15 protein-coding genes are annotated in these 13,532 nt (G+C 65.3%); 3 read left to right on the plus strand and 12 right to left on the minus strand.

Annotation, left to right across the window (positions count from 1 at the left end; all coding sequences use genetic code 11):
- Nucleotides 1-4: 4 nt before the first annotated feature.
- Complete coding sequence (locus ACFC25_RS01030) at nucleotides 5-442, minus strand: MaoC family dehydratase (RefSeq protein ID WP_376043296.1); 438 nt, start codon at nucleotides 440-442, stop codon at nucleotides 5-7.
- Between the two features lie 2 nt (nucleotides 443-444).
- On the minus strand, nucleotides 445-906 hold the full coding sequence (locus ACFC25_RS01035) for a MaoC family dehydratase N-terminal domain-containing protein (RefSeq protein WP_376043299.1): 462 nt from the start codon (nucleotides 904-906) through the stop codon (nucleotides 445-447).
- 134 nt (nucleotides 907-1,040) lie between these two features.
- On the opposite strand from ACFC25_RS01035, the gene ACFC25_RS01040 reads away from it, so the two are divergent.
- Both ACFC25_RS01040 and ACFC25_RS01045 read left to right on the plus strand, forming a co-directional pair.
- On the plus strand, nucleotides 1,041-1,421 hold the full coding sequence (locus tag ACFC25_RS01040; protein WP_376043301.1) for an ArsR/SmtB family transcription factor: 381 nt from the start codon (nucleotides 1,041-1,043) through the stop codon (nucleotides 1,419-1,421).
- Nucleotides 1,418-3,091: a SulP family inorganic anion transporter gene (locus tag ACFC25_RS01045; RefSeq protein ID WP_376043303.1), complete on the plus strand. Its 1,674-nt coding sequence runs from the start codon at nucleotides 1,418-1,420 to the stop codon at nucleotides 3,089-3,091. The genes ACFC25_RS01040 and ACFC25_RS01045 overlap by 4 nt, the downstream gene beginning before the upstream one ends.
- On the opposite strand, the gene ACFC25_RS01050 is transcribed toward ACFC25_RS01045, so the two are convergent.
- From ACFC25_RS01050 to ACFC25_RS01085, 8 genes are all read right to left on the minus strand, one after another.
- A complete protein-coding gene (locus ACFC25_RS01050; RefSeq protein ID WP_337346820.1) occupies nucleotides 3,079-3,303 on the minus strand; it encodes a DUF3188 domain-containing protein in 225 nt (74 codons plus the stop codon). The two genes, ACFC25_RS01045 and ACFC25_RS01050, sit on opposite strands and share 13 nt — an antisense overlap.
- A 22-nt stretch (nucleotides 3,304-3,325) precedes the next feature.
- The gene (locus ACFC25_RS01055) at nucleotides 3,326-3,634 is read right to left on the minus strand and encodes a hypothetical protein (RefSeq protein ID WP_376043304.1); all 309 of its coding nucleotides are present in this window, start codon (nucleotides 3,632-3,634) and stop codon (nucleotides 3,326-3,328) included.
- A 136-nt stretch (nucleotides 3,635-3,770) separates the two neighbouring features.
- The gene (locus tag ACFC25_RS01060; RefSeq protein ID WP_337346818.1) at nucleotides 3,771-4,634 is read right to left on the minus strand and encodes a CoA ester lyase; all 864 of its coding nucleotides are present in this window, start codon (nucleotides 4,632-4,634) and stop codon (nucleotides 3,771-3,773) included.
- Between the two features lie 161 nt (nucleotides 4,635-4,795).
- On the minus strand, nucleotides 4,796-5,764 hold the full coding sequence (locus tag ACFC25_RS01065) for an aldo/keto reductase family oxidoreductase (RefSeq protein ID WP_376043307.1): 969 nt from the start codon (nucleotides 5,762-5,764) through the stop codon (nucleotides 4,796-4,798).
- Between the two features lie 86 nt (nucleotides 5,765-5,850).
- Complete coding sequence (locus ACFC25_RS01070) at nucleotides 5,851-7,563, minus strand: alpha-amylase family glycosyl hydrolase (RefSeq protein WP_376043309.1); 1,713 nt, start codon at nucleotides 7,561-7,563, stop codon at nucleotides 5,851-5,853.
- A 60-nt stretch (nucleotides 7,564-7,623) separates the two neighbouring features.
- Complete coding sequence (locus ACFC25_RS01075) at nucleotides 7,624-8,523, minus strand: carbohydrate ABC transporter permease (RefSeq protein ID WP_376043310.1); 900 nt, start codon at nucleotides 8,521-8,523, stop codon at nucleotides 7,624-7,626.
- A complete protein-coding gene (locus ACFC25_RS01080) occupies nucleotides 8,523-9,467 on the minus strand; it encodes a carbohydrate ABC transporter permease (protein WP_376043313.1) in 945 nt (314 codons plus the stop codon). Before ACFC25_RS01080 ends, ACFC25_RS01075 begins: the two co-directional genes overlap by 1 nt.
- A 26-nt stretch (nucleotides 9,468-9,493) precedes the next feature.
- Complete coding sequence (locus ACFC25_RS01085; RefSeq protein WP_376043315.1) at nucleotides 9,494-10,795, minus strand: ABC transporter substrate-binding protein; 1,302 nt, start codon at nucleotides 10,793-10,795, stop codon at nucleotides 9,494-9,496.
- Between the two features lie 222 nt (nucleotides 10,796-11,017).
- On the opposite strand from ACFC25_RS01085, the gene ACFC25_RS01090 reads away from it, so the two are divergent.
- Nucleotides 11,018-12,259: an ROK family transcriptional regulator gene (locus ACFC25_RS01090; RefSeq protein ID WP_337346812.1), complete on the plus strand. Its 1,242-nt coding sequence runs from the start codon at nucleotides 11,018-11,020 to the stop codon at nucleotides 12,257-12,259.
- On the opposite strand, the gene ACFC25_RS01095 is transcribed toward ACFC25_RS01090, so the two are convergent.
- Both ACFC25_RS01095 and ACFC25_RS01100 read right to left on the minus strand, forming a co-directional pair.
- Nucleotides 12,256-12,912, minus strand: a complete 657-nt coding sequence (locus tag ACFC25_RS01095; RefSeq protein ID WP_337350810.1) for an SDR family oxidoreductase — start codon at nucleotides 12,910-12,912, stop codon at nucleotides 12,256-12,258. The two genes, ACFC25_RS01090 and ACFC25_RS01095, sit on opposite strands and share 4 nt — an antisense overlap.
- A gap of 35 nt (nucleotides 12,913-12,947) precedes the next feature.
- Complete coding sequence (locus tag ACFC25_RS01100; RefSeq protein WP_376043318.1) at nucleotides 12,948-13,505, minus strand: dihydrofolate reductase family protein; 558 nt, start codon at nucleotides 13,503-13,505, stop codon at nucleotides 12,948-12,950.
- Nucleotides 13,506-13,532: the final 27 nt, after the last annotated feature.

Here is a 13,532-nt window from a genome sequence, read left to right on the forward strand (position 1 = left end):
GGGTTCAGGAGAGCCTGACCACGGCCTGGGCCTTCATCAGTACCTTCTGGCCGGCCGAGACCACGGTGAGGTCAACGCGGGCGGTGCCGGCATCGGCGTCGAGCTTTCCAATGGCGCCACTGACTTCGATGGTGGCCCCGGGCTCAGCGGTGCCAGTGGTGTCCGCGACAAGGACCGGTTTGGTGAAGCGGGTCTGGAAGTCGACGACGGCGGCGGGGTCCCCTGCCCAGTCGGTCACGAGCTGGACCGCGGCACCCATCGTGAACATGCCGTGCGCGATGACGCCGGGGAGTTCCACACCGGTGGCGAACGCTTCGTTCCAGTGGATGGGGTTGAAGTCGCCGGACGCGCCGGCGTACTTGACCAGGTCCGTGCGGGTGACCTCGACCGTGCGGCTGCCGATTTCCTGGCCAGCCATAAGTTCGTTGAAGGTGGGGCTCATGGTTATTGTCCCTCTCCGCGGACGAGGATGGATGAGGTGGTGGTGGCAACGCTTTCACGCGATTCGTCTGCGGCGAGGGCGAAGATTTCCTGGCGGGTGGTGATCATGGCACCGCCACCCATAGCACGGACGCCGTCAACGTGCAGTTCCGCCACCAATTGGTCGCCGGCGAAGATGGGGCGATGGTGGGTGAAGCGCTGGTCGGCGTGGACCACTCGGGAAAAATCAATCCCTGACTCCGGATCCTCGATCAGCTGCGCGTCGGCCCGCTGCGCGATGATGATCGCGAATGTCGGCGGGGCCACCAGGTCGGCGTGGCCCAGGGCCTTGGCTGCGTCGACGTCGAAGTGGGCTGGGTGCGTGGCTTTGACGGCGCGGGCGAACTCGCGGATTTTCTCGCGGCCGACGTCGTATACCTCTGCGGCAGGGTAGCTGCGGCCCTGCAGGTCCGGATTGATAGTCATGGGTTCAAGCCTATCGTTGCCCGGCAGTGGGCGGGGTCTTGCGACGCCCTGATATGATGGATTCATCATTCCATCAAGTCGCTGCGGTTCCTTGTTCCTTGGATTGCCGACTACTCCACACAAGGAGCCTCCCCATGTTGACTCCCGCCCAGGCTCCGCTTTATGAGATCAAAGCCAACCTGTTCAAAGCACTGGCCCACCCGGCCCGGATCCGGATCCTGGAGCTGCTGGCCGCCGCTCCGGAGAACACAGCCGCAGTGAGCTACCTCCTTGCCGAGACCGGCCTGGAGGCCTCCCATCTCTCCCAGCATCTGGCCACGCTGCGCAAGCACAAGGTGGTGACGTCGGCGCGGTCCGCCAACGCCGTGACGTACCGCCTTGCGCACCCGGGAATTTCGAAGCTGCTTGCTGTCGCCCGCACGTTCCTGCTCGACAGCCTCGCTGACTCCAACGAACAACTCCGGCTGGCACAGCAGCTGCCGGATGGCCACCTGTCCGGGGGAAGCGCCCCGTGAGCCAGGACCTCCGCCTTGGTTCCCGGGGCTTCAGCCGGTTCCTGCCGTCCCGGGCCGACTACACCGGCATCCGGCAGTTCTGGCGGGCGGACCTGCTGGCGGGCATTACCGTGGGCATCGTGGCTTTGCCGCTGGCGCTGGCGTTCGGCGTCAGCTCCGGGGTTGGCGCGGAGGCCGGGCTCATCACAGCGATCGTGGCCGGGCTGGTGGCTGCCGTCATGGGTGGATCCCCGGTCCAGGTGTCAGGGCCCACCGGCGCCATGGTCGTGGTCCTCGCCCCGGTGGTGGCCGTCCATGGCACCGGCAGCGTGGCCCTGCTGTCCCTTATGGCGGGACTGTTGGTCTGCATACTGGGAATCAGCGGCCTGGGGCGGGCAGTGGCGTTCATCCCATGGCCCGTAGTGGAAGGCTTCACGCTGGGCATTGCCGCCATCATCTTCCTCCAGCAGGTTCCGCTGGCCACCGGTACATCCGGCATCCCTGGCCACAACACCTTGCTGGCCGCGATCGAGGCGGCGTCCGGGGCAGTGGCGCCCACTGTCCTGCTGACACTCGCGCTCGTGGCGGGTGTCGCCGTCGTGATGGTCCTGGTGCAGAAGCTGTTCCGGGCCCTTCCGGCGAGCCTGCTCGCGGTGCTCCTGGCGACCACGGCGGCCGAACTCCTGCAGTTGGACATCCCGCGGATCGGTCCCTTGCCGCACTCCCTGCCCTCACCCGCGTTCCCTGGCTTTGATCCGGCCTCGCTGGGCAGCCTGGCCATGCCGGCCGTGGCAATCGCGGTCCTGGCCTCGATCGAATCCCTGCTCTCCGCCCGGGTGGCCGCGGGCATGACGGGGCCGGACGGCGCACTAAGCGGTGCCTATAGCCCGGACCGGGAGCTTACGGGCCAGGGCCTGTCTTCCATCGCCGCGGGACTGTTTGGCGGCATGCCGGCTACCGGTGCCATCGCACGAACTGCCGTCAATGTGAGGGCAGGAGCCAAAACCCGGATGGCCGCTGCGGTCCACGCCGTGGTGCTGTTGGGCATTGTCTACCTGGCGTCCGGGATGGTCAGCCGCATCCCGCTGGCAGCCCTGGGCGGGGTCCTGATGGTTACCGCGGCGCGGATGGTGTCCCGGCGAACCGTTGCCGCAATCCTGCGCTCTACGCGACCGGACGCGGCGGTCTTTGTGCTCACGGCTACCGTCACTGTGGCTTTCGACCTGATCGTTGCGATCCAGATAGGCCTGGCCGCGGCTGCGCTCTTCACCCTGCGGAAGTTCGCATCGCTGAGCAGTGTGCAGCGCGAGGAGATTTCAGGGCCACCAACCGACGGTGATGAGCATATTGCCATCTTCCGGTTGGATGGCGCCATGTTCTTCGGCGCCGCTGAACGCATCCTCCAGGAGATCAGCCAAGTGAAGGACACCCAGGTGGCCATCGTCAGGCTCTCCCAACTGCGGATGCTCGACGCCACCGGCGCCCACGCCCTCGTGGAAGTCATTTCTGCGTTGGAACTGCGCGGCGTCACGGTTTTGCTCAAGGGGGTCCGACCTGACCATCTGGCCCTGGTGACCAATGTTGGAGTGATCCGTTCGCTCCGGCACCACAAGCACCTGTTCGAAGACCTCCCGTCGGCAGTGGCGCATGCCCGCGACCACGTGCGCAGGAACGCGGCCTACCGCTTGTAGTTCTTCCGGATCGCCTGGCCCCGGACCACGATCCCGGCGACATGCAACAGGAGGCCGAGCCCGATCAGCGGCAGGGAGGCGGTGGCCAGGCCCTGGTTTCCGGACGTGTTGCCGATCAGGTTCAGGACGATTCCGACGCCGATCAGCCCCATAGCGGTGAAGACCATGACCTTGTAGGCGGTGGGCGCGGTGTTCCAGAATTCGTTCAGCACCGTCCAAGTCTACCGAGCACGCTTAGAACAACGATTCCTGCACGGCAGGCACGTCCGAGGCGAAGTCCCCCAGGACGATGGTCCGGGCGGCCAGCCGGCCAAGGTTCACCACGAAGGCAGCGTCCGTTCCGTCCAGCCGGGCCAGGGCGTTCGTACCGCTGAGCGCCGCGATACCGAAGCCGTGCCGGCCGTCGTCGAGCGCGTGCGGGTAGGCGTGCCGGGCGGTGGATGCGCAGAGGCCGGCTGCCTGTGCCGGCCGCACCCATTGTTCCTCCACAATGCTGAAACCCTCGACGGCGACGCCGGGTGGAGGCTGATTTCTTGAAGGCACCGTTTGGCGGCTGGAGGCGCAGAACCGGCCTGCCGCCGTCGTGCTCCTGCTGGGAAGCCGGTTCCCCGTCCCAAAAGACCCCGTGCACCAGATAGCGGGTATCGGTCACGGGGCCTCCTGTCACGGACTGCTGTGGCTAGAGCGCCGGCTGCACGCCGAAGGCTACCGCAAGCTTCATGATCTTCTCGGCGCGGCCCAGGCGGGGCAGGTCCGAGCCGTCCCGGATGACGCGGCCGTTGGCCTCGAAGTCGGACATGAAGTCAGTGGCCCACGCGACGTCAGACGGCGTGGGGCTGATGACCTCGTTAATGATGGCTGTCTGGTCGATGGCGAGGCAGAGCTTGCCCGTCATGCCCATCATGACGGTGATGGCGGTCTGCTCGCGCAGGATGGGGTGGTTGGTGCCCACCGTGGGTCCGTCAATGGGGCCGGGCAGGTTGCCGACGCGGCTGGCGACAACCAGCTTGGCGCGGGGGTAGGCCATCGCTTCCTGGGTAGCTGCCATGCCGGTGTCGCGGCGGAAATCACCGGAACCGAAGGCGAGCCGGAAAGCACCCTGTGCCTTGGCGATGTTGTTGGCTTCCTCGATACCCAGGGCGGACTCCACCAGCGGAATGACCGGCGTCTTGCCGTCCATCCGGTGGAAGCTTTCGGTGACCTGGTCCGCGGATTCGGTCTTTGCGAGCATAACGCCGAGGAGCCCCGGGGTGCCGCGCAGGCCTGCGAGGTCGTCGGCCCAGAAGGGGCTGGTGGCATCGTTGATTCGAACCCATGCCTTACCGCCGCCGGAGAGCCAGTCCACCACGTGGCCACGGGCGCGGTCCTTCTGCGACGGGTCCACGGCATCTTCGATGTCGAGGATGATGGAGTCGGCACGCGAGATGGCCGATTGGTCAAAGAGTTCCGTTTTCATGGCATTGACGAGAAGCCACGAACGGGCGATCTCTGCGGGGATATGCCGTTCAGGCCGTACGGTCTCGGTGGCGGTGGTAGACGTCATGTATCTACCGTATCCGCCCGGCAACCGGCTCGCCGCAGAAAACGGCCGGCATGTGAGGATCAATACGAACTAAACCGGATATGACTGGCGCCCGGAGCAACTAGGTAGCACTTGATGTCGTTTTGGGGGCTCAAAACGACATCTGCTGCTACCTAGTTGGGTTAGGGGAGGCTGCTGCCCCGCGCCGTGACCCACAGCCCGTACCACTCGGCGCGGGTCATGGCTTCGGCAACCCGGGCAGCGTCCGCGCAGGCGGCGATCCTTGACGGATTCACGGTGCCTATCACAGGCGCGATCCCGGCTGGGTGCTTCATGAGCCAGCCCAACAGGACCGCCTCCCCCGTGGTGTTGTGCTCCCGTGCCAGCTCTCCCACGAGCTCCGCGGTGGCTGCCTCGGCCGTTGTGGGGTCTTCCGGGCCCGCCCCGGTGTACAGCCCGCGGGCCAGCGCACCATAGGCCTGCAGGGTGATGCCTCTTCTGGTGCAGTACTCCAACGTCCCGTGCGGGAAGCTGTAGTCCAGGTGCTCCGCGTGGTTCACCAGGACGGTGCTCTCCAACCAGGCGCGCTTCAGCAGGCTCATCTCCAGCTGGTTAGCCACCACGGGGACTTCCAGCCGGTCTTCCAACGCCTGGATCTGCGCGCCGGACATGTTGGACACGCCAAGCGCACGCACCTTGCCTTCGGCCAGCAACTGCCCGACGGCGGCAGCCACCTCCGCAACGTCCGTCAGCGGATCGGGGCGGTGCAGCAGGAGCACGTCCACGAAGTCCGTCCGCAGCCTCTTCAGGCTGGCGCCAACCCTCTCCAGGATGGATTCCCAGCTGAGGTCATAATGCCCGGGCAGCCCACGTTCGCTGAGCCGGATCCCGCACTTGGTCTGCAGCCGGATCCGTTCACGCAAGCCGGGTGTCGCCGCCAGGACGTCACCGAACACGGCTTCGGACTTCCCGCGGCGGTAAATATCGGCGTGGTCGAACAATGTGATTCCGGCAGCAAGGGCTGCGTCGACGGCGGCAGCGGCCTCGTCCACATGAACAGACCCATGGGGTTCGTCGGACCAACTGCCGCCCAGTCCCATGCATCCATAGATGAGTTCCTGCGCGGACGATGGAACGGTGTGTTCAGTCATTGCTTCACTCTTTCACGGTGCGCGGCAAACGCACAGGTGGCGGGGCCCGGCCGGGCTCCGCCACCTGTGGTTGCTATGGGGTTATGTCAGCGCAGCCAGGCGGTGCTGTTGGCGCCCAGCTTTCCGTTCTCCAGCGGCGAGCTACTAACCAGGACAGTTCCTGCAGGGAGCTCGACGGCGGTGTCCCCGAAGTTGGTGACGGACTGCCAGCCGCCCGGCCGACGGAAGTGCAGGACCTCGGGGTTGCCGGTCTCCACCCACTCCAATTCCTCCGCAGCCTGGAGTTCGCGGCGGAGCTTCAGGGCCGTGCGGTACAGCTCCAGGGTGGAGTTCTCGGTGCCGTCCTGCGCCTCCACCGCGTACTTGCTGAACCAGTCCGGCTGCGGCAGGTGTGATCCACCGTCGCCAAAGCCGAAGGAGGTTCCTTCAACCTTCCAGGGAAGCGGCACGCGGCAGCCGTCACGGCCTACCTCAACACCCTTGTTCCGGAAGAAAGAGGGATCCTGGCGTTCGGCGTCGGGAATTTCCGCCACTTCCTGCAGGCCAAGTTCCTCGCCCTGGTAGAGGTAGGCGGATCCGGGGACCGCCAGCATCAGCAGGGTGGCGGCGCGGGCGCGGCGCTCACCGAGCTCCACGTCAAGCTCTTCCTTGGGGCCGCCGGCCAGCAGCCAGTCCTTGCCGTCCTGGCCCTTGGCGTAGTTCTTGCCCGCGGACGCCTTCGGCAGGCCGTAGCGCGTGGCGTGCCGTACGACGTCGTGGTTGGAGAAAACCCAGGTGGACGACGCGCCGGTGGCGGCGGCTTCAGCCAGGTTGTGCGTAATGATTTCGCGGAAGTCCTCGGCGTTGAAGTCGGCCTGGAGCAGGTCGAAGTTGAAGGCCTGGCCCAGGCCTTCCGGGCTGGCGTAGCGGGCGCGGCGGGTAGCGTGCACCCAGGCTTCAGCCACGGCGGTGCGCGGCGGGTTGTATTCGTTGAACACCTCGCGCCACTCGACGTAGATGTCGTGTACGTCGTCGCGGTCCCAGAAGGGGTGCGAGCCGTCGTCGAACCCGTCCGTGCCTGTGTTTGCCGCGCTCAGTTCCAGCTTGGAGAGCAGCGGTTCGGTGAGGTCTTTGGTGAGGGCGTGCGCCACGTCCACGCGGAAGCCGTCCACGCCGCGGTCTGACCAGAAGCGCAGGGTCTTGAGGAAGTCGTCGCGGACCTCGCGGCTGGACCAGTTCAGGTCCGGCTGCTCCTTGGCGAAGATGTGCATGTACCACTGGCCGGGGCTTCCGTCGGGTTCGGTGATGCGTTCCCAGGCCGGTCCGCCGAAGACGGAATCCCAGTCCGACGGCGGGAACTCGCCGTTGGGGCCCTTGCCGTCGCGGAAGATGTAGCGGTCGCGGGCAGCGGAACCCTTCGGCGAGGCGAGCGCCTCCTTGAACCATTCGTGCCGGTTCGAGGAGTGGTTCGGGACGATGTCGGCGATCAGCTTGATGCCCGCGGCGTGCAGCGCCTTGGCCATCTCGTCGAAGTCCGCCAGGGTGCCCAGCTTGGGGTCCACGTCGCGGTAGTCGTCCACGTCGTAGCCGCCGTCCGCCAGGGCCGACGGGTAGAACGGGCTGAGCCACACGGCGTCGATCCCCAGTTGCTTGAGGTACGGGACCTTGGCCGTGATGCCCTTGATGTCACCCAGGCCGTCGCCGTTGGAATCGGCGAAGCTGCGCGGGTAGATCTGGTAGACCGCGGCCTGGCGCCACCAGTTGGGATCGGCCAGGCGGTCAGAATCGGACAGGGTTGCCAGAGTGGCAGTGGTGGACAAAGGATGATCCTTTTCTCTTGTTTGGGTTGTTCTTGGTTCTTGCTGGCTTTATTGGACTGGCTATTTCACGGCCCCGCGCATTACTCCGGACAGTACCCACCGTTGGGCCAGGATGTAAACCACCAGGGTGGGGGCCATGGCCATCAGGTACGACGCGAATGCGAGGCTGTAGTTGGTGTTGAATTCGCCCTGGAAGAGCATCTGGACCACGGGGAGCGTCTGCAGCGCCGGATCGGCGATCATCATCTGCGGCAGCAGGAAGTCGTTCCACGAACCCAGGAAGGCGAAGATGCCTACGGTGGCGTTCATGGGTGCCAGCAACGGGAAGATGATCTTGCGGAACACCTGCCAGGTGGTGGCGCCGTCCATCCGCGCCGATTCTTCCAGCTCCACGGGAATGGAACGGACGAAGGCGATGTAGAGCAGCGCGTTGAACGAGATTCCGCCCAGCACGTGCAGGAAAACGACGCCGGCCGGGTTGTCCAGGCCAAGGAGGGCGGTCTGCTTGATCAGGGGCAGGATGATGACCGGGAACGGGATGAACATGGCCGAGAGCAAGTACACAAAGGAGCCGCGGAAGAACCGGTGGTTCCAGTTCCGTGCGATCGCGTAGGCCACCAGCGAGCTGCAGGCCAGCGAGCCCAGCACGCTGAGGACGGTGACGAAGGCCGTGGACATAAAGGCACGCGGGAAGTTGGTGGCCACGTACGCGGCGGCGAAGTTTTCCCAGTTCATCGGGTTGGGCCAGGCAAGGCCGGTACCCGTGCCGATCTGCTCCGGGGACTTCAGGGCCATGGCCACCGTGAAGTACAGCGGCAGCAGGACCGTCAGGGAGGCCACCAGCATGAGGGCACTGAGCCACCAGTTGACTTTGAAGCCTTCGCGGGCCGACCGGCGGTTCCTGCGGGCCGTTGCCTTCGTTGCGTTCGGTGCGGAGCGGATAAGAGTCGATGAAGTCATTAGAGAGATACCCCCCGGCGCTGGATGAGGCGCAGCTGGATGACGGAGATCAGCAAGGTGATCAGGAAGTAGATGACGGCATTGGCCATCTGGTAGGAGTAGTCGCCGCCCGTGAAGCCGGAGAAGATGCGCATGGCCACTGACTGCGTCGCCATGCCTGGGCCGCCGCCGGTAAGGCCCACGATGATCTCGTACGTGCCCAGGAAACCCTTGAAGCCGAGGATCACATTGATCACCAGGTAACCGAGGATAAGGGGCAGCGTGAGGCTAAGGAACTGGCGGAAGCTGCCAGCCCCGTCCAGGTCAGCGGCTTCATAGACTTCCGAAGGTACGCTCTGGAGGCCGGCGAGGTAGATGATGGTAGCCCCGGGCGCCGCCTGCCACACGGTGACCAGCACGATGGCCAGCCAGGCGAGGTTTTCGTTGGCGAGGATGCTGGTGGCCAGCGGCGTGACGCCGAAACGCTCCGCCAGGACCGGAAGGGTGTTCGAGAACAGGTAGTTGAACACAAAGGACACGATCAGGGCGGAGAGCACCATAGGGATGAAGAACACGGTGCGGATGCCGGTGCGCCACTTGATCTTGGCGTTCAGGCCAAGGGCGATGGCCAGTGCCACGACGTTCACCACCACGGTGGTGGTCAGGGCAAAGACGAACGTGAAGATGTACGACTGCAGGACAGCGGGGTCCTTGAAGATGTTGACGTAGTTGGCCGGCCCGATGAACTTCCAGTCTCCGTAGCCGGCGTAATTGGTCAGGCTGAAGAACACGCCCACCAGTGCCGGGAGGGTGATGAAGAAGGCGAACAGTGCCAGGAGCGGCACCACCATCCAGTAGTAGGTGGGGTCGATCCGGCGTTTGGTCCGGACGGTTGGCGCTTCGGCTGAGGCTGAGTCGGTGCGCGGGGAGGGGGCTGCCTCGGCCGCCAGGGAAGTTGTGGTCACGGTGGTTCCTGGGATCGGGGTGGGCATCAGACCGCTGTCCGTTCGGCGACACGGCGCCATTCGTCGTCGAGCGCGGAGAGGAACTGGTCGCCGTTCTTGTTGTAGACAAACGACTGAATGTAGTTGTTTACCGGCACTGAGGGCGGGAAGTACGTGACGGCGCCCTGGAAATAGCGGGCTTCCCTGATGGAGTCGTTGAGTCCGCTGATCTGCGGATTCGTCACTGCCGGGGCGTCCTTGAGCGGGGAGAAGGCGGCGTTCTTCTCGTTGTAGGTGTTCACTACGTCCGGCTCCAGCAAGTAGGCGACGAACCGCTGCGCCGCTGCCATGTTCGGGGTGTTCCGCGTAATGGACAGCGCCATATCCACGTTGACCCGTGCCTTGTTCTCCTCCGGGTTGTTGGTGACGGGCAGCGGAAAGGTGCCCAGCCGGATCGCAGGATTGGCGGCCACCAGCTGGGACAGGGCCCACGGACCCTGCAGGTACATGGCTGCTTGTCCCTTGGCGAACGCAGCATTGCCGTCGGCGTAGTTCTTGCTGGCGGCGCCGCCCTGGGAGTAGGACGCCAGCTGCAGCATTTTAGGCATAGCAGGGCCGAAGTTGTTGGTGAATGATTCCGGGGCGGCCGTGCTGATATTGGCGCCAGTGGCATTGAGTTTCGTGAAGAATTCGGCAACGTCCAGTGAGCCGCCGGCTACGTAGTCGAACATGCCCTGCGCAAGGGTCCAGGGGTCCTTGAAGGTCCCGTAAATCGGGGCGACGCCGGCAGCTTTGAAAGTCTCGCAGGCGGCCACGAATTCGTCCCAGGTGGTGGGGACGGCGACGCCGTGGGCCTCGAAGATGTCCCGGTTGTAGATAACTCCGGCGGCAGCAACGGAGAACGGCAGTGCGCTGGTCTCGGTGCCTTTGTACCGGCCCCAGGAGCTGATGAGTTCCTGCATCTCCGGGTTGATGGTGGAGGCTGCGGGGAGGTCGGCGAGGTCGGCGAAGATGCCCTTCTTGACGAAGTCAGCGGTGGCCTGCGCGAAACCCCGGGTCACGACGTCGGGCGGATCGTTCCGCACCAGGCCGGGGACGAAGTTGCCTTCGTTGAAGTCCTGGATCACACGGATGTCCGGGTTCAGCGCTTCGAAGTCCTTGATCACCTGGTTGAAGTAGCCCACCACTTCGGGCTTGTTCTGCATAAAACGCAGGGTGGTGACGCCGTTCTGCTGGCTGGCGCTGGCGGCGCAGCCGGTCAGGGGAAAGATGGCGGCAGCCCCGGCAAGGCCGGCGGCACGGAGAAGGGAACGCCTGCTCAGCAGTGATGCGGGCACGGTGGTGTTCACAGGGCGGCGGCTGACGCGGCGTTGCGGCGGGGCCGGGGCGAGGGCGGGCAGTGCTTCGGGATGCAGTTCACAGTTGCTCCTTTGCAAAAGGCGAAAGTGGAGGGCTGGGAGAGATGCCAGTGGTCGGCGGCCGTCCGGTCCGACTGGTTCCAGCCATTTATTTGGAATCTAAATTTAGTTCCTCAAGTATTATGTGGTGGAAAGCACAGAGAGGTCAACACCATGTCGGAAATCTCCGCGGCAACGCCCCAACTGCTGCGGCGCGTGAGCGCTGGAGCAGTCCTGGATTACCTGCGCGCCTCAGAAGCCGTAACGGTCACGGACGTCATGGAAGCCACCGGACTCACGCGCGCCACGGCCATTTCGGTGTGTGAGGACCTCATGGAACGGGGCTGGATCCGGGAGCTGGAGAACCAGCGGGCGTTTGGCGGCTACCAGAAGGGCCGGCCGGCACGGCGGTTCGAACTCAACGAACGCGCCGGCTATGTCCTGGGCATGGACGTAGGCATCCGGAAGGCAACGGTGGTGGTGTCCGACCTCCGCGGGAAGGCGCTTGGCAGGGCCAGCCAGCCGTTCGCGGAAGCGGAAATTTCGGCCGAAGAGCGAATCTCGGTGATCGACCGCGCCGCCATGCTGGCGCTGCACAGCGTTGGCGCCTCCCCCGAATCAGTCCTTGCCGTCTGTGCCGGTATTGCGGCCCCGGTGGACCGCAACGGCGACGTGCTGGTGACACAGCACTTTTGGGGACTGTTCGACGTCGGCCTGAAGGCTGCGCTGCGGGACCGGCGGGGATGGACCGTACTGCTCGAGAACGATGCAAACCTTGCCGCCCTCGGCGACCGCTGGCGGGGCGCCGCGGCCGGCGTCGACGACGTAGTGGTCATCCTCGCCAGTGAGCGCTTCGGCTCCGGGGTGATCGACGGCGGGCGGCTGGTGCATGGCCGCGGCGGAGGCGCCGGCGAGCTCGCCTTCCTGGACATGGTGGAGGGAGTGGGAAACACATTCGGCATCGCCTTCCTGGCCAGGGAATGGGCAACCGACGCCCTCGCCGGGAATGCTGAAACTTCGCTTCGCGAACATGCCGCCGACGGTGCAGAAGCTGCGCACGTTTTCGCTGCCGCCGCCGAAGGCGATGCCGTGGCCCTGAAGATCCTCGAACGACTGGCCGACAGGATGGCCCGGGTGATCGGGGCCGTGGCCACGATCATCAACCCCGAACTGGTGGTCATTGGCGGCGCCGTAGCCAAGTCCGCAGGAGTGCTGCTCGACCCGATCGCCGAACGCCTGAAACAGTACACCGCCACTCCCCCACGCCTGGCGGTCTCCCCGCTGGGCGACTCGATCGTCACCGTGGGCGCTGTACGGTGCGCCCTCGATTACGTGGAGAAGAACACCCTGGACCTGAAGCTTATGGCGCGTGCCTCACCCCACCTGCCACCAGCGTCAGCCACGGCTACAAGCTAAGCCTGCGGCTCCAGCGCGGCAGCAATGGGCAGCGTGCCGTCGCGGAATTCGATGGTCCGCCCCGCGGTTTCAGGCAGGTCCAGCACGGCAGCGGCCACACTGGCAGTATTGCTGCGCGAGGTTTCCCTGCCGCCCGACGCTGAGGGGTTGACGTCGATCCGCCCCGTCCCCGGCTTGTCCGTTAGCGTGCCGGGGCCAAGGATGGTCCAGGCCAGCCCGGTTCCCCGCAAGTACTCGTCCGCCGCCGCCTTCGCTTCTGCGTAGGCGAAGAAGCTGTTTTCCGCCGGGACGCCGTGGTCCGGACCCGCGCCCAGGTAGGACACCATCACATACCGTTCGACGCCGGCCTCCGCCGCAGCGTCCATGGACCGGATGGCCGCATCCCGGTCCACAGCGTAAGTCCGCTCGGGATTTCCGCCGCCCGCCCCGGCTGACCAGACCACGGCGTCATGGCCGGCGAGGCACTCGGCGATCGCCGCCGTCGTCGAACTTTCAACATCCAGGACCGACGGCGTTGCCCCCGTTGCCGCCACGTCAGGCGCGTGATCGGGGTTGCGGATGATCGAGGTGACGCTGTGCCCCTCTTCCGTAAGCAGAGCGGACAGGCGGAGGGCCACTTTGCCGTGGCCACCAATGATTGCGATGCGGGTCATGCCCCCATTCTGCCCTCTCTTGAGCCGGCAACACCTCAGGACAACGTGCGGTAGCGGAGGTAGACCACGCCGTTTCCGAACCTACGCTCTTCAAGGAGTTCCAGCCGCAGGTTCAGCCCGTCCGGCAGGAACCGCTTGCCGCCGCCCACAACCACTGGGTTGAGGAAGACCTGGCATTCGTCCACCAGTCCGGCGTCGAGCGCGGCAGCGGCCAGCGTGGCGCCGCCTATCCCCAGCCTGCCGTCCGTCCCGGCCTTCAGCTCCCGGACCCCGTCGGGGCTGAACGTGGTCTCGATCCTGGTACGGGCTGTGTCAACCGTTGCCAGCGATGTGGAGTAGACAACCTTGTCTGCCGCCCGCCAGATCCGTGCATAATCCTGGATCACCGGCGGATCCTCGGCGCCGCCCATACCCTCCCAGACTGACATGACCTCGTACATGCGGCGCCCGAACAGGTAGGTGCCGACTTCACGTTCGAGATCGTTGATGAAGGCATGGACTTCCTCGTCCGGGGCGCTCCAGTCGAAGTTGCCCTGGCGGTCTGCGACGTAGCCGTCCAAAGATGCAATAGAGGAATAGATGAGCTGGCCCATTCGCCCATTCTGCGCCTGGCGGCATCA

The sequence above is a fragment of the Pseudarthrobacter sp. NPDC055928 genome (genome assembly GCF_042270935.1).
Lineage (GTDB): Bacteria > Actinomycetota > Actinomycetes > Actinomycetales > Micrococcaceae > Arthrobacter.